Origin of the sequence: Streptomyces sp. ID05-39B, from assembly GCF_033794725.1 — a bacterium.
In the GTDB taxonomy this organism is placed as follows: Bacteria; Actinomycetota; Actinomycetes; order Streptomycetales; family Streptomycetaceae; genus Streptomyces; species Streptomyces bobili.
Map to the genome: position 1 here is coordinate 1 of NZ_JARGEF010000147.1, position 20,438 is coordinate 20,438.

Consider the following 20,438-nt stretch of genomic DNA (forward strand, 5'->3'; position numbering starts at 1 on the left):
GACCGCTGGGCGTGGGGTCGGGGTCCGAGGGGGTGTGCGTGACGCCGTGGCCCTCGATGGAGACGACGGCACCGGCCGGGGCGACCGCCACGCGTGCGTGCCAGTACCCGGCGGGCTCGCGCTCGTGGTCGACGTACACCTGGAGAGTGATCGATTCGCCGGGCTGGAGTGTGCCCGTGGTGCGGCTCAGGTGGAGCCAGGAGGCACCGGTGGTCGCCGACCAGCGGACCGGCCCGTCGGCGTCCTCGGCCGCGGTCAGGGTGATCAGCGTGGTGTCGCCGCGGTGCCCGGCCGTGACGGACAGCAGGCCCGCGCCCTTGTCGCCGAGTCCGGGGACGCTGATGACCTCCACGGAGACGTCGGGCTTGTCGCCCTCGCTGAGGCGGGAGCCGGGCCGGGTGCTGGCGTTGCCGGCGTTCTGGTAGCCGCCCGGCCCCTCTCCGACGATGCCGTCGGGACCCTGCGCCTCGCTTGCGGTGGGCGAGCGGCCGTCGGAGTCGGCGGTCGGTGTGCCCCGGTAGGCGGCCCAGAGGGCGAGCACCGGTGCGGCGACGACAGTGGCGACGACCGTCGTCGTGACGGCACGCGCGCGGATGCGGTCCCGCCGTGCGGCGCGGTCCTTGGGGTCCATCGGGAAGCCGCGCCGGTCGAAGCGCGGCGCGGCGGCGCCCCGCACGCGCGGGAGGTGCGCCAGGACGGTGTGCAGGGCCGCGCGGGGCGCTCCCAGGACGGGCAGCTCGGCGGGTGTGACCCCGGCGCCGGGCCAGCGGCCGGGGACGGCGCGCTCCGCGGCCCGGCGGCAGCGCGGGCAGTCGTCGACGTGCCGGACGAGTTCGCGGCGCAGCGTGGCGCTGAGCACGAGTTGGTGGTCGCCGGTGAGGCGGGCCACTCCAGGGCAGCCGCCGGTCTCGACGACGGCCAGGGCGGCACGCGTGCGTTCCACCTCGCAGGCGGCGGAGGAGAGCAGCTCGCGGGCCGCGGCCACCTCCATGCCGAGAACGGCCGCCACCTCATGGGCGGCGAGGTGATGCCGTACGGCGAGTTCGAGCGCCTCACGCTGTTCCGGGCTGGTGCCCGCAGCCTCCGGCCAGGCCAGCAGGGCGAGTTCGCGGCGGCGCTGTTCCTGGAGGCCGTCGGGCAGGGGATCGGCGCCGCTCGCCTTGTGGGCGCCGTGCCGGCCCGGCGCGTGGGCGCCCTGACGTTTCTGCCTGGCCTCGCCGAGTTTGCGCAGGCAGGCCCAGCGGGCCAGGGCGTAGAGCCAGGCCCTGCGGTCGTCGGCGGCGTCCGGGACGCGTTGGCCGCGCCGCTCGGCGAGCGCGAGGACGTCGCCGAGGGCCGCCGTGGCGGTGTCGTGGTCGCACAGGACGGACAGGCAGTAGGTGAACAGGCCGTCCAGGTAGGGCTCGTAGCGAGCGGGGGGGCGCTGCGCCAGCGTGCGCACCGCAGCGCGGTCGCGCGCCTCCCTGTGCGCCCGGTGTGCGCCGGTCGTGCGGGTCGGGGTTTCCGAACTGCTGCTCATCACCCGTGCGACCGTAGGCGCCGCGGAACGACCTCTTCTGCCCCCTTGAGTCCTTTTAATCCGTACGGGTGAAACGATCCCTCATAAGGGGACACGAAGACGGGGTCAAGTGGCTCATTCGCGACGGCCGTGGCCGGTTCACAGGGGGTGAGGGCACCCGGCCGGGGGGATGGCCGGGCGCCCTCACCAGTGACCGCCGCCCCGGGGGGCGGACGCGGCGGACACCGCCTCGGGACGCGTCTGCCCCGGCGGACCGGCTTTATGCACAGGCTTCTCGCGTTGTCACACCCGGCGGTTACGGTTTCCCCATGGCTGCCCGTACGAAGACCACGAAGGACCGTCCGTCCTACCGCTGCACGGAGTGCGGGTGGCAGACGGCGAAGTGGCTCGGCCGCTGCCCCGAGTGCCAGGCCTGGGGCACGGTCGAGGAATACGGCGCGCCCGCCGTCCGCACGACGGCACCCGGCCGCGTCACCACCTCCGCCCTGCCCATCGGCCAGGTCGACGGCCGGCAGGCCACCGCCCGCCCCACCGGTGTACCCGAGCTGGACCGTGTCCTGGGCGGCGGCCTGGTCCCGGGCGCGGTCGTCCTCCTGGCCGGCGAGCCGGGCGTCGGCAAGTCCACGCTCCTGCTCGACGTGGCCGCCAAGGCCGCGAGCGACGAACACCGCACGCTGTACGTCACGGGTGAGGAGTCGGCCAGCCAGGTGCGGCTGCGGGCCGACCGCATCGGCGCCATCCACGACCACCTGTATCTCGCCGCGGAGACCGATCTGGCCGCCGTCCTGGGCCATTTGGACGCCGTGAAGCCGTCACTGCTCATCGTCGACTCGGTGCAGACCGTCGCCTCCCCGGAGATCGACGGCGCTCCAGGCGGCATGGCCCAGGTCCGCGAGGTCGCCGGCGCGCTGATCCGCGCCTCGAAGGAGCGCGGCATGTCCACGCTGCTGGTGGGCCATGTCACCAAGGACGGCGCGATCGCCGGCCCGCGCCTCCTCGAACACCTCGTGGACGTCGTCCTGTCCTTCGAGGGCGACCGGCACGCGCGCCTGCGACTCGTGCGAGGCGTCAAGAACCGCTACGGCGCCACCGACGAGGTCGGCTGCTTCGAACTGCACGACGAGGGCATCACGGGCCTTACCGACCCAAGCGGACTTTTCCTGACCCGTCGTGACGAACCGGTCCCCGGCACCTGCCTGACGGTCACCCTGGAGGGCCGCCGCCCCCTGGTCGCCGAAGTGCAGGCGCTCACCGTCGATTCCCAGATCCCCTCGCCCCGCCGCACGACGTCGGGCCTGGAGACCTCCCGCGTCTCGATGATGCTCGCGGTCCTGGAGCAGCGGGGCAGGATCAGCGCGCTCGGCAAGCGGGACATCTACTCGGCGACGGTCGGCGGCGTGAAACTCTCCGAGCCCGCGGCGGACCTCGCGATCGCCCTCGCACTGGCCTCCGCGGCGAGCGACACCCCCCTGCCCAAGAACCTCGTCGCGATCGGCGAAGTGGGCCTCGCGGGCGAGGTCAGACGGGTCACGGGCGTCCAGCGCAGACTGGCCGAGGCGCACCGTCTGGGCTTCACGCACGCGCTCGTGCCGGGCGATCCCGGCAAGATCCCCGCGGGGATGAAGGTCCTCGAAGTCGCGAACATGGGAGAGGCCCTGAGGGTGCTCCCGCGCTCCCGTCAGCGAGAGGCCCCGCGGGAGTCGGAGCAGCGCCGGTAGACTTTGCCCAGGTCTCGCCCGTCCGTACGAACCGAGTGCGCGAAACGGGAGCACCAAAGAACCTGTGACCGGAGGAGTGCAGTGGCAGCCAACGACCGGGCGGCAGCTCCCGGAAAGTCCGGCGGGAGTTCCGGTGCCGAAGGCCTGATGCGTGCCGCGCTGAGCGCGGTGGCTCCCGGCACGGCCCTGCGCGACGGCCTGGAACGGGTGCTCCGCGGCAACACCGGCGGACTCATCGTGCTCGGCTCCGACAAGACGGTCGAGACGATGTGTACGGGCGGATTCGTCCTGGACGTCGAGTTCACGGCCACGCGCCTGCGTGAGCTGTGCAAACTCGACGGCGGCATCGTCGTCTCCTCCGACCTGTCCAAGATCCTGCGGGCCGGCGTGCAGCTCGTGCCGGACCCCACCATCCCCACCGAGGAGACCGGCACCCGCCACCGCACGGCGGACCGCGTCAGCAAGCAGGTCGGCTACCCCATCGTCTCGGTCTCCCAGTCCATGCGTCTGATCGCGCTCTACGTCGACGGCCAGCGCCGCGTCCTGGAGGACTCCGCGGCGATCCTGTCCCGCGCGAACCAGGCGCTGGCGACCCTGGAGCGCTACAAGCTCCGCCTGGACGAGGTCGCGGGAACGTTGTCAGCGCTGGAGATCGAGGACCTGGTGACGGTCCGGGACGTCTCGGCGGTGGCGCAGCGCCTGGAGATGGTGCGCCGCATCGCCACCGAAATCGCCGAATACGTGGTCGAACTGGGCACCGACGGGCGTCTTCTCTCCCTCCAGCTCGACGAGTTGATCGCGGGCGTGGAGCCGGAGCGTGAACTGGTGGTCCGGGACTATGTTCCGGAGCCCACGGCCAAGCGTTCCCGCACGGTCGACGAGGCGCTGTACGAGCTGGACGCGCTCAGCCACGCCGAGCTTCTCGAAATGTCCACGGTGGCCCGCGGTTTGGGCTACACGGGCTCCCCCGAGGCGCTCGACTCCGCGGTCTCCCCGCGCGGCTTCCGCCTGCTGGCCAAGGTGCCCCGCCTTCCCGGCGCGATCATCGACCGGCTGGTGGAGCACTTCGGCGGACTCCAGAAACTTCTCGCCGCGAGCGTCGACGACCTGCAGACGGTCGACGGCGTGGGCGAGGCGCGGGCGCGCAGCGTGCGGGAAGGCCTGTCGCGGCTGGCGGAGTCGTCGATTCTGGAGCGGTACGTCTGAGACCGCCGGTCCTGTGGTGCCTGGTGAGGCGGCGCGGCGGGGCGGGGGCGACTCGTTCCGCGCCGGGAGCGGCGACCGCGTCGCCCCGGCTCAGTCCTGATCGAGCACGAACGAGGTCTGCGCCTTGGTGAACCCGGGCGCCTTCGCCTCCACCAGGTACGTCCCGGCCCCGGCGACCCCCGCCGGAGGCGTCGCGCACTCCGGCGCACTCGGCTTCCGGTCCCACGTCACGGTGTAGGTGAAACTGCCCCCGGCCGGCACCCGGTACAGCAGGCTCGCGGCCCCCTTGGGGCAGTCGGCGGACGACCAGTAGTCCTCGGCGCCGCCGGCCTGCGTGATCGTCAACACGGCGCTCCTGGCGCCGAGATCGACCTTGCAGTCACTACCGGAGGAGTTCTTCGCCGTCAGCCGGAACGTGGGCGTCTGGTCCGGCGAGTACGTGTTGCGGACGCTGCGCAGACTCAACGTGACCACGCTGGCGGTGCAGTTGGGCAGTGTCGTACCGGCAGGCAGTGCCGTACCCGACCCGCTGCCACCGGCACCCTCGCCAAAACCCCCGGACCCGGCTGAACCGGAGCCGTCCGTGTCCCCGTCGCCGGACCCGCCACCGGACCCCGTTCCGTCGCCCGAGTCCGTCGCCGAGCCCGAACCGGAGCCACCGGTGTCCTCGTCGCCCGACTCGTCGCGTCCGCCCGGGTTTTGGCTGATCGCCGGCCCGGAGCCGGAAGGGCCCGGCGTGATGGAGGAGGCGGGATTCTTGCCGTTGGAGCCGTCCGCCCCGTTCTTGCCGCCGCCCCCGCCCGCGGTGACCACCCACGTGACCAGCAACGCCAACAAGGCGAGCACGGACAGCAGTACGACCCTCCGTCGCCAGTAGATGGAGGAGGGAAGCGGCCCGACCGGATTGCGCATAGATCCCACGGCGCAAACTGTACGAGAGATCCTTGCCGTACCCGGCCCCACCCGCCGCCTGGGGCACAACTTTTCCGGATCATCATCCCGGACACGGCTGTCCTGGCGTCGACTTGAGACCGTCGCAGGCCGCCCCGGTCGCGGGACGTGACATCGGCGCCGCACGCCGGACACGGTCCTTGACGGCGCGCGTGACGTCGACGCCGTGCGCGGGACACCGTTCCCAACGGCGCACTCCTTCGCACGCGCGCCCCTCGCACTCCTCCCGCGCCCGTGGCCCACGCGCGCGGACGCCGCCCGCGCCCCCGCCCCACCGGGGGTGGTACGCGCGCGTGCCCCTTCGCGCATGGCAGGATCGGAAGGGCCATGACTGCGCCCACGAAGCCCCCGCACCACAGCCCCGCCGACACCGTCTCCGGCCCGCCCGCCGGAGAGCAGCCGCCCCAGGGAAACACCGACCCGGCAATCGCCGGACGGGCCTCCGGCACACGCCTGCACTCGCCCGTCATCGACTGGTTCGACGACCACGCCCGCGACCTGCCCTGGCGGCGCCCCGAGGCCGGCGCCTGGGGGGTGATGGTCAGCGAATTCATGCTCCAGCAGACGCCGGTCAGCCGCGTCCTGCCGGTCTACGAGCAGTGGCTCGCCCGCTGGCCGCGCCCCGCCGACCTGGCCGCCGAGGCCCCCGGTGAAGCCGTACGCGCGTGGGGCCGGCTCGGCTATCCGCGACGCGCGCTGCGGCTCCACGGCGCCGCGGCGGCCATAACGGAACGGCACGCCGGCGACGTACCGGCGGACCATGCGCAGCTGCTGGCGCTGCCCGGCGTCGGTGAGTACACGGCCGCCGCCGTCGCCTCCTTCGCGTACGGGCAGCGGCATGCCGTCCTGGACACCAACGTCCGCCGGGTGTTCGCGCGCGCCGTCACCGGAGTGCAGTACCCGCCCAACGCCACCACGGCCGCCGAGCGCAAGCTGGCGCGCGCCCTGCTGCCCGAGGACGAGAAGGTCGCCGCGCGGTGGGCCGCCGCCTCCATGGAGCTGGGCGCGCTCGTCTGCACAGCGCGGAACGAGACCTGTCACCGCTGCCCGATCGCCGCCCAGTGCGCCTGGCGGCTCGCGGGCAAGCCGGAACACGACGGGCCTGCGCGGCGCGGCCAGACGTACGCCGGTACGGACCGGCAGGTGCGCGGGAAGCTGCTCGCCGCCCTGAGGGAGGCCCACACGCCTGTGGCGCAGGCGGCACTCGACCGGGTGTGGCACGAGCCGGTGCAACGCGCGCGTGCGCTGGACTCTCTCGTCGCGGACGGTCTGGTGGAACCACTGGCGGGCGGCCTGTACCGGCTGCCGCTCACCTGACGCACAGTCAGTTCACAGTCGGACGGAGACACCAGGGCCGTAACCGGGCTTCTGTCACGGTCGACCGGCGGATGAATCAGCACAAACCGTCAGCATTGGGCCGTCTTCTTTACCCTTGCTCCTCCTCCGTTACACAACCGACGGACAGCCGACTGCTAGCCGCAGGCTGCCTCGGACAGTGCCGTGACAACACCTCCGTAGGTTCCTTCGTGTGCCCGGCAGCCACACGAGGGCCCACAGACCACGAGCAGGAAACCGGCGGACGACAGCCAGCCGGAACGGGGATACGGAGGCGGTTGACCATGGCGCACGGAGAGGTGCTCGAGTTCGAGGAGTACGTCCGCACCCGGCAGGACGCGCTGCTGCGCAGTGCCCGTCGGCTGGTCCCGGACCCGGTGGACGCGCAGGACCTCCTCCAGACCGCCCTGGCACGGACGTACGGGCGCTGGGACGGCATCGCCGACAAGCGACTGGCGGACGCCTATCTGCGCCGGGTCATGATCAACACGCGGACCGAGTGGTGGCGGGCCCGCAAGCTGGAGGAAGTCCCCACCGAGCAGCTGCCGGACGCCAGCGTGCAGGACTCCACCGAGCAGCACGCGGACCGCGCTCTGCTGATGGACGCGATGAAGGTGCTCGCTCCGAAGCAGCGCAGTGTCGTCGTACTGCGACACTGGGAGCAGATGTCCACGGAGGAGACGGCCGCCGCGCTCGGCATGTCGGCCGGTACGGTCAAGAGCACGCTGCACCGGGCGCTCGCCCGGCTCCGCGAGGAGCTGGAAACCCGCGATCTGGACGCACGCGCGCTGGAGCGTGAGGAGCGGGAGCGTTGCACGGCGGCCTGACCGGGGCCGGGCCCTCACCGGCCCGAGGCACATTCCAGGCGGTGATCGCGGCAGTGGCCGTGCTCGCCGCCCTCGGCCTTTTCCTGTCCTCGTGCGCCACCGGCGGCACCGGTGCCCGTGACGAGGGCCCGGCACACGCCGAAGCGGTCACCGGCGCCGCCCCGTCGGGCGCCACCACCGACGTTCCCGACCGCACCGACGCCGTCCAGCTCGTCAAGGACGACCCCGAGGTCTCGGACGAGGTCAAGCGCGAGCTGAAACCGTGCGTCGGCGACGAGTACCCCGTCGACGTCTCCTACGGCGACCTCACCGGAGGCGCCGAGACGGATGTCGTCGTCAACGTGCTGACCTGCGGTGACGCGGTGGGGGTCGGGTCGTACGTGTACCGGGGGACGAGCGGCGGTTACGAGAACGTGTTCAAGGCCGAGGAGCCCCCGGTCTACGCCGAGATCGACCGCGGCGACCTGGTCGTGACCAAGCAGATGTACGAGAGGGGCGACCCCGTCTCCAGCCCCTCCGGTGAGAACGTGAGCACGTACCACTGGGCCGCCGCGGGCCGCTTCGTCAAGGAGTACAGCTGGCACAACGACTACAGCAGCGTCGTCGGTGGGGAGCCGACTCCGGTGCCGGAGACCGGCTGACGGCTCGACGAAGGACTTCTGACGAGAAAATCTTCTCTCTCGTGAACCGTTCGGGCCTCCCGGACCGATGAACCAGTGAACGCACCAGGCGCTCCGGGCGTCCCACCTAGGGACAACCTGACAGCGCACCGACAGACAGAGCGGACACAGGTGCACGGCAGGGCCCCGTACGCACAGAAGACACCGCACAATGCACCGCACATCCAGACACCACCGAGGATCGAGAGCACCGGGATGGCAGACCAGACACACGTCCTGTTCGTCGAGGACGACGACGTCATCCGCGAGGCCACCCAGCTCGCTCTGGAGCGGGACGGCTTCGTGGTCACCGCGATGCCCGACGGCCTCTCCGGCCTGGAGGCGTTCCGGGCGGACCGCCCCGACATCGCCCTGCTGGACGTCATGGTCCCCGGGCTGGACGGCGTGAGTCTGTGCCGGCGCATCCGGGACGAGTCCACCGTGCCGGTGATCATGCTCTCCGCGCGCGCCGACTCCATCGACGTCGTCCTCGGCCTGGAGGCCGGCGCCGACGACTATGTGACCAAGCCGTTCGACGGCGCCGTCCTGGTCGCCCGCATCCGCGCGGTGCTGCGCCGGTTCGGACACGCGGGCGGGCCCGACCGCGGGGACTCGGACTCCTCCGCCGCCGGGGGCGTGCTGGCCTTCGGTGACCTGGAGATCGACACCGAGGGCATGGAGGTGCGCCGGGCCGGGCAGCCGGTAGCGCTCACACCGACCGAGATGCGCCTGCTGCTGGAGTTCTCCTCCGCCCCGGGCACCGTGCTCTCGCGGGACAAGCTGCTCGAGCGGGTGTGGGACTACGGCTGGGGTGGTGACACCCGCGTCGTCGACGTCCATGTGCAGCGGCTGCGGACGAAGATCGGCCAGGACCGTATCGAGACGGTCCGCGGCTTCGGCTACAAACTGAAGGCCTGAGCGGACAGGGGTATGCGGGGGATGTTGCGGCACCTGGTTCCGGCCCGCGTGGAGCGCGTGGGCATCCGCACCGGCCTGCGGTGGAAGCTCAGCGCGGCCATCGCGCTGGTCGGCGCACTCGTGGCGATCGTGCTCAGCCTCGTCGTCCACAACGCCGCGCGGGTGTCCATGCTGGACAACGCCCGTGACCTGGCCGACGAGCGGGTCCGGATCGCCCAGCGCAACTACGAGCTGTCCGGGCGCCCCAACTTCCCCAACATCAAGATCGACGACCAGGGACTGCCCTCGGAGCTGAGGTCCAAGGTCGAGAAGGGGCGCCGGGCCACGTTCGTCTCCGACCGCGGAGGCGGGGCGCCGGACATCTGGGCGGCCGTGCCCGTCAAGGACGGGCACGTTCTCTCCCTGCACACCGGCTTCACCGACCGCAGCACCGACATCCTCAACGACCTCGATCAGGCCCTGGTGATCGGCTCCATCGCGGTCGTCCTCGGCGGCAGCGCGCTCGGCGTGCTGATCGGCGGGCAGCTGTCACGACGGCTGCGCAAAGCGGCGGCCGCGGCGAACCAGGTCGCCAAGGGCGAGACCGACGTGCGGGTGCGGGACGCCATCGGAGGAGTCGTACGGGACGAGACCGACGACCTCGCTTCTGCCGTGGACGCCATGGCGGACGCGCTCCAGCAACGGCTGGAGGCCGAGCGCCGGGTGACCGCCGACATCGCTCACGAGCTGCGCACACCCGTGACCGGGCTGCTGACGGCCGCCGAACTGCTGCCGCCGGGCCGGCCCACCGAGCTGGTCATGGACCGGGCCAAGGCCATGCGCACGCTCGTCGAGGACGTCCTGGAGGTGGCCCGCCTCGACGGAGCCTCCGAGCGTGCCGAGTTGCAGGACATCCTGCTGGGCGAGTTCGTCACCCGGCGGGTGGCGGCCAAGGACCCGGAGGTCGAGGTGCGGGTGGTGCACGAGTCGATGGTCACCACCGACCCGCGGCGCCTGGAGCGCGTCCTGCTGAACCTGCTCACCAACGCCGGCCGGCACGGCAAACCCCCGATCCAGGTCACCGTCGAGGGCCGGGTCATCCGGGTCCGTGACCACGGCCCCGGCTTCCCCAAGGATCTCCTCGCGGAGGGCCCGAGCCGCTTCCGCACCGGCAGCAGCGACCGGGCAGGCCGCGGCCATGGCCTCGGCCTCACCATCGCGGCAGGACAGGCCCGCGTCCTGGGCGCCCGGCTGACGTTCCGCAACGTACGGCTCGCGGGGGCGCCGGAACACATACCGGCCGAGGGCGCCGTAGCCGTCCTGTGGCTGCCGGAACATGCCCCGACGAACACGGGAAGCTATCCGATGCTGCCGTAGGCAAGGGCTGCCCGCTGCCCCCGAGCGACGGGGACCGGCCGTGTGGAAGGGATGGGCGGCCATGGGACCGGCGGCTCCTGGTCCCATGCCGGAGGCCCCCCGGGGCGGACACCGGCCGGGAGGCCTCTCGTACGGCTTGTACGGCTGCTCATCACCATCACGGCGGCAGCTCATACGCAGACGGGGGGTACCGCCGCCCTCGGCCGCCAGCGGCAGTTCCTTCGCGGGGATCAGACGGGCTCGGCCACCGGCGTCTTCGGGGCGGCGGGCTCGTCCGGGGCGCCCTCCGTCTTCGGTTCCGCTCCGCGGAGGGGGACCTCCTTGACGAACACAGCGGCCCCCAGCGCGACCACGGCCACCAGGGCTCCGAGGACGAACGCCGCGTGCGTGCCGTCGGACACCGCGAACTGATAGGCCTCCCGCGCCGGGGCCGGAAGCTTGGCGAGGCTGGCGGCGTCCAGTTGCGCGGACTGCTCGGTGATCTTGGAGCCCAGCGCCCCGGCCCGCTCGGACATGGCGTCCTGGACCCGGTTGTTGAACAGCGCGCCCATGATCGCGACACCGAAGGAGGACCCGAGCGTACGGAAGAGGGTGGCCGAGGAGGACGCGACGCCCATGTCCTTCATCTCGACGCTGTTCTGCGCGACCAGCATGGTGATCTGCATCAGGCAGCCCATGCCGAGGCCGACGACCGCCATGAACACACCCGAGGTGAACCGGGAGGTGCCGGTGTCCATCGTGGACAGCAGGTACAGCCCGACGATCATCAGCGCGCTTCCGACGATCGGGAAGACCTTGTAGCGGCCGCTGCTGGTCGTGATCCGGCCGGCGACCATCGACGTCACGAGCATCGCGCCGAGCATCGGCAGGAGCAGCAGGCCGGAGTTGGTCGCCGAGGCGCCCTGCACCGACTGCTGGTACAGCGGCAGGAACAGGGTGGCGCCGAACATCACGAAGCCGGTGATGAAGCCGATGACGGCCATCAGCGTGAAGTTGCGGCTGCGGAAGATGTGCAGCGGCAGGATCGGCTCGACGGCCCTGGTCTGCCAGAAGACGAACCCGACGAGCGTGGCGACACCGATGCCGATCAGCTCCATGATCCGCGCGGAGGACCAGGCGTACTCCGTGCCGCCCCAAGTGGTGACCAGCACGATGGAGGTGATGCCGATGGTGAGCAGTCCGGCGCCCAGATAGTCGATGCGCGCCTGGGACCGCTTCTTCGGCAGGTGCAGGACGGCGGTGATGAGCCCGAGGGCCACCACCCCGAGCGGCAGGTTGATGTAGAAGGCCCAGCGCCAGCCCCAGTGGTCGGTGATGGTGCCGCCGACGAGCGGTCCGCCGATCATGGCGATCGCCATCACGCCGGCCATCATGCCCTGGTACTTGCCGCGTTCGCGCGGCGGGACGAGGTCGCCGATGATCGCCATGACGCCGACCATCAGACCGCCGGCGCCGAGCCCCTGCACGGCACGGAATCCGATCAGCTGCCCCATGTCCTGGGCCATGCCGCTCAGTACCGAGCCGGCCAGGAAGATGACGATCGAGGTGAGGAAGGCGCCCTTGCGCCCGTACATGTCGCCGAGCTTGCCCCAGATCGGCGTGGAGGCGGCGGTGGCGAGGGTGTACGAGGTCACCACCCACGACAGGTGTTCCAGGCCGCCGAGGTCGCCGACAATCGTCGGCATCGCGGTGCCCACGATCATGTTGTCGAGCATCGCGAGCATCATCGTGATCATCAGCGCGAGGATCACGACCCGTACGCTCTGCTGCTTGTTGCCCCGTGCGCCGGCGTCCGGCTCCACGGTTCGTGCGTCCGCCATCGTTTCCCACTCCCCCAGGCCGCCACTTACTTGCCGACCGGCTAGTTGACTACACTGGGAAAGTAGACTCGCGACTAGCCGGGCGTCAAGTAAGTTCCAACCGGGCAGAAGGTAAGCGTTCTTACCTTCAAGGCACCCGCTTTCGCGGCGACGCGAGGAGTACGAGGATGGACGTCACCATGGACGGCACCAAGCAGCGACGCCGCGGCAACACCCGCCAGCGCATCCAGGACGTGGCACTCGACCTCTTCGCCGAGCAGGGCTACGAGAAGACCTCGCTCCGTGAGATCGCGGAGCAGCTGGACGTCACGAAGGCGGCCCTGTACTACCACTTCAAGACCAAGGAAGAAATCATCGTCAGCATCTTCACGGATCTGACGAAACCGATCGAGGACCTGATCGAGTGGGGCCGGGGCCAGCCGCACACCCTGGACACCAAGCAGGAACTCCTGCGGCGCTACAGCCGGGCGCTCAACGAGGCGGCCCCGTTCTTCCGGTTCATGCAGGAGAACCAGGCGACGGTCCGCGAGCTGCAGATCGGCGAGTCCTTCAAGGACCGCATGCGCGGGCTGCGCGACATCGTCATCGACCCGGACGCCCCCCTCGCCGACCAGGTCCGCTGCGTCAGCGCCATCTTCACGCTGCACGCCGGCATGTTCTTCCTGCACGACCTCGAAGGCGACCCCGGGGACAAGCGCGAAGCTGTCCTCGAGGTCGCCATCGATCTGATCACCCAAGCCCATCAGGGCTCGCAGCCGTCGTCCTGACGGCCGGCGTGGATCACCGTCGTCAGACGGTGACACCCTTGCCGCGCAGGAACTTCACCGGGTCGATCGCCGAACCGTAGTTGGCGGTGGTCCGGATCTCGAAGTGCAGGTGCGGGCCGCTGGAGTTTCCGGTGCTGCCGGAGAGGGCTATGCGCTGACCGGTCTTGACGATCTGGCCGATCTTCACGTTGATCTTCGAGAGGTGCGCGTACTGGGAGTACACGCCGTTGGAGTGCTTGATGACGACGGCGTTGCCGTAGGCGGGGCCGTCACCGGCGCCGTTGCCGCCGGCCTTGACGACCTTGCCGCCGTGGGCGGCGAGGACCTTGGTGCCGGTCGCCACGGCGTAGTCCTGGCCGCTGTGGGTGGAGTTCCACATGTTGCCGGCCTGGGCGAAGCTGGCGGACAGCTTGTACTTCTTCACCGGGTCGACCCAGGAGGCCGCCTTGGCCTTCTTGGCGACCGACACGGCGGTCGCGGCCGTGGGTGCCGCCGTCTGAGCCTGGGGCGTGACAGCGGACGCCACTCCGGACCCCAGCACGACCGTGGCGCCGAGAGCGGCGGCGCCGACGGCCACGCGGGTGCGGCGCTGGGACGTACGGGAAGAACGGAACGGGACGCGCTTGAACATCGAAACCTCATGGGGCCGGGGACAGAGAGAACCACCTGACGTACGGACGTCCGCCGGATGGCCATCCCTTGGTAACCCGGCGGCCCGCATTGCCCCAAACGTGTGATGTACGACGGAAGCTAGTAGTCCGCCCCAAAACGGCACACTTCTTGACAGTCCGCCCTATCGACCGCGTTCACCCCCGGTCCACGCGGGAGGCCTGCCATGCAGAAGGGTTCCGGCGCTTACGTCCCTTTCGCCCGAATCGCCCTCGCCACTATTCCGCCTAGTACGTGACGTAACTCCTGTGCGCCATGTCACCGGCCGCCCCGCGTACGGCACTTCAGAATGTGACGGCGCCTACTTGCCTGACGCCGCAGGCACTTGTGACCCGCGTCACGAAGTGTGCACGGGGGTGTGACCGGGCTCTCATGGCCATCTACCGTCCAGTAACCCGCTGGTTCCCCTCAGGCCATCCCTACCGATGAGCATGCCCACGACACCCGCAGCGCTTGGACGCGAGAGGACCCCCACACCATGACCAAAGGCACCTGGACGCGCCGTATAGGCATGACCGCCGTGGCGACGGCCGCCATCACCGCGATGGCGGTCCCGGCCGGCGCCCAGGCCGCGACGGCCACCGCCACCGCCGCCACCGCCACCGCCGCCGCGGAGGACGTCGACTACAACACCTGGCAGGCGGACTGCCTGGCCGTGATGAACCAGGCCCTGCCCTATCTGAAGCAGCGCATCGCCGCCGGGAAGCCGGGTGAGAAGCAGGCCCTGGTGCTCGACATCGACAACACCACCCTCGAGACGGACTTCGGCTTCAGCTACCCGCAGCCGGCCAACAAGCCGGTCCTCGACGTCGCCAGGTACGCCCAGGAGCACGGCGTCTCCCTCTTCTTCGTCACGGCCCGCCCCGGCATCATCTCGGGCGTGACCGACTACAACCTCAAGTACGCCGGCTACAAGGTCTCCGGCCTCCACGTGCGCGGCCTGTTCGACCTCTTCAAGGACGTCGCCGCCTACAAGACCGCCCAGCGCGTGAACATCGAGTCCAAGGGCTACACGATCATCGGGAACATCGGCAACAGCGCCACCGACCTGTCGGGCGGCCACGCCGAGAAGACGTTCAAGCTGCCGGACTACGACGGGCAGCTGTCCTGACGAGCGCAGCAGAAAGGGCCGCCCCGGGACTGATGTCCCGGGGCGGCCCCATTTCTTGCTTTGCTCAGCCCCCGAAGGGTCAGGCGTCCTTGCTCAGGTTCGGACCCGCGCCGCCGGCCGCCTGCTCGATCGGCGGGACGTCCGGCAGGGCCGCCTTCTCCTCACCCCGGAAGGTGAAGGTCTGGGCCTCGCCCTCGCCCTCGGTGTCCACGACCACGATGTGACCGGGGCGCAGCTCGCCGAAGAGGATCTTCTCCGAGAGCGTGTCCTCGATCTCGCGCTGGATGGTGCGACGCAGAGGACGCGCACCCAGCACCGGGTCGTAACCCTTCTTGGACAGCAGTTCCTTGGCGGACTGGGAGAGCTCGATGCCCATGTCCCGGTCCTTGAGGCGCTCGTCCACCTTGCCGACCATCAGGTCGACGATCTGGAGGATGTCCGCCTGGGTCAGCTGCGGGAAGACGACGACGTCGTCGACACGGTTGAGGAACTCGGGCCGGAAGTGCTGCTTCAGCTCGTCCGAGACCTTGTTCTTCATGCGCTCGTAGTTGGACTTCGTGTCACCCGCGGCGGCGAAGCCGAGGTTGAAGCCCTTCGAGATGTCCCGCGTGCCGAGGTTGGTCGTCATGATGATGACCGTGTTCTTGAAGTCCACGACCCGGCCCTGGGAGTCGGTCAGGCGACCGTCCTCCAGGATCTGCAGCAGCGAGTTGAAGATGTCCGGGTGGGCCTTCTCCACCTCGTCGAAGAGGACGACGGAGAACGGCTTGCGGCGGACCTTCTCGGTCAGCTGGCCACCCTCTTCGTAACCCACGTATCCGGGCGGGGAACCGAAGAGACGCGACACCGTGTGCTTCTCGCTGAACTCCGACATGTCGAGGGAGATCAGCGCGTCCTCGTCGCCGAAGAGGAACTCGGCGAGCGCCTTGGACAGCTCGGTCTTACCGACACCGGACGGGCCGGCGAAGATGAACGAGCCACCGGGACGCTTCGGGTCCTTGAGGCCGGCACGCGTACGACGGATCGCCTTCGAGAGCGCCTTGACGGCGTCCTTCTGGCCGATGACCCGCTTGTGGAGCTCGTCCTCCATGCGCAGCAGACGCGAGGACTCCTCCTCGGTCAGCTTGAAGACCGGGATGCCGGTGGCGGTCGCGAGGACCTCGGCGATCAGCTCGCCGTCGACCTCGGCGACGACGTCCATGTCGCCGGCCTTCCACTCCTTCTCCCGCTTGGCCTTGGCGGCCAGGAGCTGCTTCTCCTTGTCGCGGAGAGAGGCGGCCTTCTCGAAGTCCTGCGAGTCGATCGCGGACTCCTTGTCACGGCGGACGCCGGCGATCTTCTCGTCGAACTCACGCAGGTCCGGCGGCGCGGTCATCCGGCGGATGCGCATCCGGGAACCGGCCTCGTCGATCAGGTCGATCGCCTTGTCGGGCAGGAAGCGGTCCGAGATGTACCGGTCGGCCAGGGTGGCGGCCTGGACCAGCGCCTCGTCCGTGATGGAGACGCGGTGGTGCGCCTCGTACCGGTCGCGCAGACCCTTGAGGATCTCGATCGTGTGCGGCAGCGACGGCTCCGCGACCTGGATGGGCTGGAAGCGACGCTCAAGGGCCGCATCCTTCTCCAGGTGCTTGCGGTACTCGTCCAGCGTGGTCGCACCGATGGTCTGCAGCTCACCGCGGGCCAGCATCGGCTTCAGGATCGAAGCGGCGTCGATGGCGCCTTCGGCGGCACCCGCACCCACGAGCGTGTGCAGCTCGTCGATGAACAGGATGATGTCGCCGCGGGTGCGGATCTCCTTGAGGACCTTCTTCAGGCGCTCCTCGAAGTCACCGCGGTAGCGGGAGCCGGCGACCAGCGCGCCGAGGTCCAGGGTGTAGAGGTGCTTGTCCTTGAGGGTCTCGGGCACCTCGCCCTTGACGATGGCCTGGGCGAGACCCTCGACGACGGCGGTCTTGCCGACGCCGGGCTCACCGATCAGGACCGGGTTGTTCTTGGTACGGCGGGACAGCACCTGCATGACCCGCTCGATCTCCTTCTCGCGCCCGATGACCGGGTCGAGCTTGGACTCACGAGCGGCCTGGGTGAGGTTCCGGCCGAACTGGTCGAGGACCAGGGACGTCGAGGGGGTGCCCTCGGCAGGACCGCCACTGGCGCCGGCGGTCTCCTTGCCCTGGTAACCGGAGAGCAGCTGGATGACCTGCTGCCGCACACGGTTGAGATCTGCGCCCAGCTTGACCAGGACCTGGGCGGCGACGCCCTCGCCCTCACGGATCAGGCCGAGCAGGATGTGCTCCGTGCCGATGTAGTTGTGGCCGAGCTGAAGGGCCTCGCGGAGCGACAGCTCCAGGACCTTCTTGGCACGGGGGGTGAAGGGGATGTGCCCGGACGGGGCCTGCTGCCCCTGCCCGATGATCTCCTCCACCTGCTGGCGGACCGCCTCGAGCGAAATCCCGAGGCTCTCAAGGGCCTTGGCGGCGACACCCTCACCCTCGTGGATCAGGCCCAGGAGGATGTGCTCGGTGCCGATGTAGTTGTGGTTGAGCATCCGGGCTTCTTCCTGAGCCAGGACGACAACCCGCCGCGCGCGGTCGGTGAACCTCTCGAACATCGTTAATCGCTCCTCAGAGCGGTCAGGCAGTGGGGGGAACTTCCCCTCCCTGTCCTTCCGCAGCTTAGTCCCGCAAGCGGGGACCGCTCATTCCAACTGCCGACACCGTCGATGGCCTCCTGACCCCGAACGCCGACATCTGCTCCAACCCGATGGTGCGAGACGATGTTCCCGCAGGCCAGACAGTTACCCCTGTCGCCAGTACGCCGATGGCGAACGTGAGACCGCTGTTTCCTGCGTGTCGCCCCCTCCCACTAGGGATGTCTTACCCGCTGGGACTGACACTCCATGCCGTGAGCACCCGATCCCTCCGCTACGGGCGAACAACCTTGCGCCTCCCGGCACCCCCGCACGCCCCCCTTCCCGCCACCGTGCGCACCTGGCGGGACACTCAGCGTAACTCGGGGGCCTTCCGCACTGTTGCACTCGGCATGGTTGGCTCCGTGCCCTCGGCCGCGTTCCCGGTCGTCCCCCCGGCTGTCCCTGCGGACGTCTTCGCGGCATCCCCGGTCCCCTTCCCTCGCAGGCCGCTCGATCCGGACCGTCCGGCCGAGAGCCTCCGCGGCTGGTACGAGAACGAACTGGGGTGGCCGACGGTGCCCGGAGATCCCGTACGGCTTTTGGCGGGTGTGCGCTTCGACGTGCTGGACGTGCCGGCCGAGGCGGGTCGCGCGGCGCTGCGGCATCTTGCGCCGGGCTCTCCGGTGGCCGTGCGGGGCGACCGGATGCGGTTGCTGGTGGCGGCGGGGAGCGCGGAGGAGCTGCCGGGGATCCTGCGGTGGCTGGAGTGGGACGCGCTGCCGCTGGATCTGGCGGCGACCGGCGCGGGCGGGGCCGTCGAGGCGCCTCTGCCGCCGGGCGGCCGGGTGCGGGCCGCGACAGCGCTGCAGGGGGCCGCCGTGTGGGTGCGGCCCCCCGTGGGAGGGTGCGAGATCGAGGCCTCGCTGCCGACGGTGTCGACCCTGGGGGGCGTTGGGGGCGCCCCCGACCTGGTGCGGCTGGTGGACACGCTGGCGACGCACTGTCACCGTGTCCGTCTGCGACGTGCCTGCGCTCAGCCGTTGGCCTTCTCGTAGGCCTCGCGAATGGTCGCGGGAACACGGCCACGGTCGTTGACCTCGTAACCGTTCTCCTTCGCCCAGGCGCGGATCTGCGCGGTGTCCTGGCTGCCACCGACAGCGGCGCGGGCCTTTCCGCGTCCGCCCGAAGCACGGCCCCCGGTACGCCGGCCACCCTTCACATAGGGGTCGAGAAGGCTGCGCAGCTTGTCCGCATTGGCAGTCGTGAGATCGATCTCGTATGTCTTGCCGTCAAGCGCGAACGTCACGGTCTCGTCGGCCTCGCCGCCGTCGAGGTCGTCGACAAGAAGGACCTGAACCTTCTGTGCCACCGGATTTCCTTTCATCGATAACGTGAGGGCCGGGGGTCTACGGCGTTCCGCCGTTTCGCCGCCCCCTGTTATATGCAGTACTGCAGTACGTCGGAAAGCAAACCGCTTTTGCTGAGAAAACACAAACCCTCGGGAGAGACCGGCTGCCCGTACACCGCACGGAAACGTGCGCGTTTCGGACATAGGGCACCTGGGCAAGGCGGCTCGACCGGAATGGGACTCGGCGATCACAGATGCAGAAGCATCCGACTGTTGCCCAAGGTGTTCGGTTTCACTCGTTCGAGACCGAGGAACTCCGCGACGCCCTCGTCATAGGAACGGAGCAGCTCTGTGTAGACATCGGTGTCGACGGGTGTCTCGCCGATCTCCACGAAGCCGTGCTTGCCGAAGAAGTCGACTTCGAAGGTCAGACAGAAAACCCGGCGAACCCCGAGCCAGCGGGCAGTCTGCACCAACTTCTCCAACAACTGGTGACCGACGCCGGCGCCCTTCAGACCGGGCTTCACCGCGAGCGTGCGGACTTCCGCGAGGTCCTCCCACATCACGTGCAGGGCACCGCAGCCGACGACCTCGGCGTTGTCGTCGCGTTCGGCGACCCAGAACTCCTGGATGTCCTCGTAAAGGGTCACCGTCGCTTTGTCGAGCAGGATGCCCCCACGGACGTACGCGTCAAGGAGGCGGCGTACGGCGGGAACATCGCTGGTCCGGGCCCGGCGGACGGTGATGGCTTTAGCGCTGACTTCAGGGCTCTGTGCTGACATGAGCGGACGCTATCGCCCGTCGGTCTCCGTCGCCGACCCGGGGTTCTCCCGTGGACTCTCCGCTTCCGGGCGTTCGGAAGTTTCGGGTCCCTGGACGATCCGTACCGCATCGCGCAGGGCATGGCGCTGTTCGTCGCTCATCATCCCGAAGAAGGCGACGAGAGCGGCGGCGGGGTTGTCGCTCTGCGTCCAGGCCTCGTTCATCAGGGCGGCGGCGTAGGCGGCGCGTGTGGAGACGGCCTCATATCGATAGGCCCGGCCTTCCGCCTCACGGCGCACCCAGCCCTTCTGATGGAGATTGTCCAAAACGGTCATCACCGTGGTGTAGGCGATGGACCGTTCCTGCTGAAGGTCTTCCAGGACTTCTCGAACGGTGACCGGGCGGTTCCACTTCCACACCCGCGTCATGACCGCGTCTTCGAGTTCTCCCAATGGGCGAGGCACAACTCAGAACAATAGTGGGAGATCACGCCGATCGCGTGCCGGACGGGCAGATTCCTCCGCAAACACGAACAAAAGGGGCGCACAGCACCCAGGATGGGAGCCGTACGCCCCGGAGGGCGCGCGGGGGAGGCGGGGCCCTCGGAGGTCAGGCCTCGGTGTTCGCTGCGGACTGGCGCGTGCTGTCCGCGCGCGCGAGGGCCGCGTCGACGGCCGCGTCCTCCTTGGCCTTGTTGCTGCCGCCCTGGGTCTTCACGATCACCCTGATCAGGCCGATGAAGAAGACGGCCATGACGACGGGGGGCAGCAGCGCGGAGACATAGTCCATGGATCCAGGGTAGCCAGGGAGGAACGGGACATCGGGCAGGGGTGCGGTACGGCG

19 protein-coding genes are annotated in these 20,438 nt (G+C 69.8%); 10 read left to right on the plus strand and 9 right to left on the minus strand.

Annotation, left to right across the window (positions count from 1 at the left end):
- The coding region (locus tag P1P75_RS26815) for a hypothetical protein (protein WP_319259883.1) at positions 1 to 1,522 on the minus strand (1,522 nt) is incomplete at its 3' end.
- A gap of 305 nt (positions 1,523 to 1,827) precedes the next feature.
- On the opposite strand from P1P75_RS26815, the gene radA reads away from it, so the two are divergent.
- Both radA and disA read left to right on the plus strand, forming a co-directional pair.
- A complete protein-coding gene (radA, locus tag P1P75_RS26820) occupies positions 1,828 to 3,237 on the plus strand; it encodes a DNA repair protein RadA (protein WP_319259885.1) in 1,410 nt (469 codons plus the stop codon).
- A gap of 81 nt (positions 3,238 to 3,318) precedes the next feature.
- The gene (gene disA / locus P1P75_RS26825) at positions 3,319 to 4,443 is read left to right on the plus strand and encodes a DNA integrity scanning diadenylate cyclase DisA (protein ID WP_150472196.1); all 1,125 of its coding nucleotides are present in this window, start codon (positions 3,319 to 3,321) and stop codon (positions 4,441 to 4,443) included.
- A gap of 90 nt (positions 4,444 to 4,533) precedes the next feature.
- Here disA and P1P75_RS26830 read toward each other — a convergent pair whose 3' ends face one another.
- Complete coding sequence (locus tag P1P75_RS26830) at positions 4,534 to 5,364, minus strand: hypothetical protein (protein ID WP_319259888.1); 831 nt, start codon at positions 5,362 to 5,364, stop codon at positions 4,534 to 4,536.
- A gap of 357 nt (positions 5,365 to 5,721) precedes the next feature.
- On the opposite strand from P1P75_RS26830, the gene P1P75_RS26835 reads away from it, so the two are divergent.
- The 5 genes from P1P75_RS26835 to cseC all read left to right on the plus strand — a co-directional run bounded on the left by P1P75_RS26835 (position 5,722) and on the right by cseC (position 10,489).
- Positions 5,722 to 6,711, plus strand: coding sequence for an A/G-specific adenine glycosylase (locus P1P75_RS26835; protein WP_319259891.1), 990 nt, complete (start codon positions 5,722 to 5,724; stop codon positions 6,709 to 6,711).
- 302 nt (positions 6,712 to 7,013) lie between these two features.
- Positions 7,014 to 7,556: a SigE family RNA polymerase sigma factor gene (locus P1P75_RS26840; protein ID WP_086765917.1), complete on the plus strand. Its 543-nt coding sequence runs from the start codon at positions 7,014 to 7,016 to the stop codon at positions 7,554 to 7,556.
- A gap of 41 nt (positions 7,557 to 7,597) precedes the next feature.
- On the plus strand, positions 7,598 to 8,197 hold the full coding sequence (locus P1P75_RS26845) for a hypothetical protein (protein WP_319259894.1): 600 nt from the start codon (positions 7,598 to 7,600) through the stop codon (positions 8,195 to 8,197).
- Between the two features lie 234 nt (positions 8,198 to 8,431).
- Entirely contained in the window at positions 8,432 to 9,133 is a 702-nt protein-coding gene (gene cseB / locus P1P75_RS26850; protein ID WP_319259896.1) for a two-component system response regulator CseB, read from the plus strand.
- 12 nt (positions 9,134 to 9,145) lie between these two features.
- Complete coding sequence (cseC, locus tag P1P75_RS26855) at positions 9,146 to 10,489, plus strand: two-component system sensor histidine kinase CseC (RefSeq protein ID WP_319259899.1); 1,344 nt, start codon at positions 9,146 to 9,148, stop codon at positions 10,487 to 10,489.
- Between the two features lie 230 nt (positions 10,490 to 10,719).
- Here the strand turns inward: cseC and P1P75_RS26860 are convergent, their stop codons facing one another.
- On the minus strand, positions 10,720 to 12,309 hold the full coding sequence (locus tag P1P75_RS26860) for an MDR family MFS transporter (RefSeq protein WP_319259902.1): 1,590 nt from the start codon (positions 12,307 to 12,309) through the stop codon (positions 10,720 to 10,722).
- Positions 12,310 to 12,476: 167 nt separating this feature from the next.
- On the opposite strand from P1P75_RS26860, the gene P1P75_RS26865 reads away from it, so the two are divergent.
- Positions 12,477 to 13,076, plus strand: a complete 600-nt coding sequence (locus P1P75_RS26865; protein WP_319259905.1) for a TetR/AcrR family transcriptional regulator — start codon at positions 12,477 to 12,479, stop codon at positions 13,074 to 13,076.
- 22 nt (positions 13,077 to 13,098) lie between these two features.
- Here P1P75_RS26865 and P1P75_RS26870 read toward each other — a convergent pair whose 3' ends face one another.
- Positions 13,099 to 13,707, minus strand: a complete 609-nt coding sequence (locus P1P75_RS26870; protein ID WP_319259908.1) for a M23 family metallopeptidase — start codon at positions 13,705 to 13,707, stop codon at positions 13,099 to 13,101.
- Between the two features lie 516 nt (positions 13,708 to 14,223).
- On the opposite strand from P1P75_RS26870, the gene P1P75_RS26875 reads away from it, so the two are divergent.
- Positions 14,224 to 14,856 carry an HAD family acid phosphatase gene (locus tag P1P75_RS26875; RefSeq protein ID WP_319259910.1) on the plus strand — a complete coding sequence of 211 codons (633 nt, stop codon included), beginning with the start codon at positions 14,224 to 14,226 and terminating at the stop codon, positions 14,854 to 14,856.
- Positions 14,857 to 14,935: 79 nt separating this feature from the next.
- On the opposite strand, the gene P1P75_RS26880 is transcribed toward P1P75_RS26875, so the two are convergent.
- Positions 14,936 to 17,464: an ATP-dependent Clp protease ATP-binding subunit gene (locus tag P1P75_RS26880; RefSeq protein ID WP_319259913.1), complete on the minus strand. Its 2,529-nt coding sequence runs from the start codon at positions 17,462 to 17,464 to the stop codon at positions 14,936 to 14,938.
- A 443-nt stretch (positions 17,465 to 17,907) separates the two neighbouring features.
- Between P1P75_RS26880 and P1P75_RS26885 the strand changes: the two genes are divergently transcribed.
- Positions 17,908 to 18,540: an SCO3374 family protein gene (locus P1P75_RS26885; RefSeq protein WP_319259915.1), complete on the plus strand. Its 633-nt coding sequence runs from the start codon at positions 17,908 to 17,910 to the stop codon at positions 18,538 to 18,540.
- Here the strand turns inward: P1P75_RS26885 and P1P75_RS26890 are convergent.
- The 4 genes from P1P75_RS26890 to P1P75_RS26905 all read right to left on the minus strand — a co-directional run bounded on the left by P1P75_RS26890 (position 18,519) and on the right by P1P75_RS26905 (position 20,384).
- A complete protein-coding gene (locus P1P75_RS26890; RefSeq protein WP_086765936.1) occupies positions 18,519 to 18,854 on the minus strand; it encodes an Lsr2 family protein in 336 nt (111 codons plus the stop codon). The two genes, P1P75_RS26885 and P1P75_RS26890, sit on opposite strands and share 22 nt — an antisense overlap.
- Positions 18,855 to 19,081: 227 nt before the next feature.
- Complete coding sequence (locus tag P1P75_RS26895) at positions 19,082 to 19,615, minus strand: amino-acid N-acetyltransferase (RefSeq protein WP_150472184.1); 534 nt, start codon at positions 19,613 to 19,615, stop codon at positions 19,082 to 19,084.
- Between the two features lie 9 nt (positions 19,616 to 19,624).
- The gene (locus P1P75_RS26900) at positions 19,625 to 20,047 is read right to left on the minus strand and encodes a BlaI/MecI/CopY family transcriptional regulator (protein ID WP_086765940.1); all 423 of its coding nucleotides are present in this window, start codon (positions 20,045 to 20,047) and stop codon (positions 19,625 to 19,627) included.
- A 157-nt stretch (positions 20,048 to 20,204) separates the two neighbouring features.
- Positions 20,205 to 20,384: a hypothetical protein gene (locus P1P75_RS26905; protein WP_319259917.1), complete on the minus strand. Its 180-nt coding sequence runs from the start codon at positions 20,382 to 20,384 to the stop codon at positions 20,205 to 20,207.
- Positions 20,385 to 20,438 lie beyond the last annotated feature (54 nt).

Bases quoted from the DNA above. Each gene is read 5' to 3' on its own strand.
- radA (WP_319259885.1), top strand. From the start codon at position 1,828: ATGGCTGCCCGTACGAAGACCACGAAGGACCGTCCGTCCTACCGCTGC.
- P1P75_RS26835 (WP_319259891.1), top strand. From the start codon at position 5,722: ATGACTGCGCCCACGAAGCCCCCGCACCACAGCCCCGCCGACACCGTC.
- P1P75_RS26840 (WP_086765917.1), top strand. From the start codon at position 7,014: ATGGCGCACGGAGAGGTGCTCGAGTTCGAGGAGTACGTCCGCACCCGG.
- cseB (WP_319259896.1), top strand. From the start codon at position 8,432: ATGGCAGACCAGACACACGTCCTGTTCGTCGAGGACGACGACGTCATC.
- cseC (WP_319259899.1), top strand. From the start codon at position 9,146: ATGCGGGGGATGTTGCGGCACCTGGTTCCGGCCCGCGTGGAGCGCGTG.
- P1P75_RS26860 (WP_319259902.1), bottom strand. From the start codon at position 12,309: ATGGCGGACGCACGAACCGTGGAGCCGGACGCCGGCGCACGGGGCAAC.
- P1P75_RS26865 (WP_319259905.1), top strand. From the start codon at position 12,477: ATGGACGTCACCATGGACGGCACCAAGCAGCGACGCCGCGGCAACACC.
- P1P75_RS26870 (WP_319259908.1), bottom strand. From the start codon at position 13,707: ATGTTCAAGCGCGTCCCGTTCCGTTCTTCCCGTACGTCCCAGCGCCGC.
- P1P75_RS26875 (WP_319259910.1), top strand. From the start codon at position 14,224: ATGACCAAAGGCACCTGGACGCGCCGTATAGGCATGACCGCCGTGGCG.
- P1P75_RS26880 (WP_319259913.1), bottom strand. From the start codon at position 17,464: ATGTTCGAGAGGTTCACCGACCGCGCGCGGCGGGTTGTCGTCCTGGCT.
- P1P75_RS26895 (WP_150472184.1), bottom strand. From the start codon at position 19,615: ATGTCAGCACAGAGCCCTGAAGTCAGCGCTAAAGCCATCACCGTCCGC.
- P1P75_RS26905 (WP_319259917.1), bottom strand. From the start codon at position 20,384: ATGGACTATGTCTCCGCGCTGCTGCCCCCCGTCGTCATGGCCGTCTTC.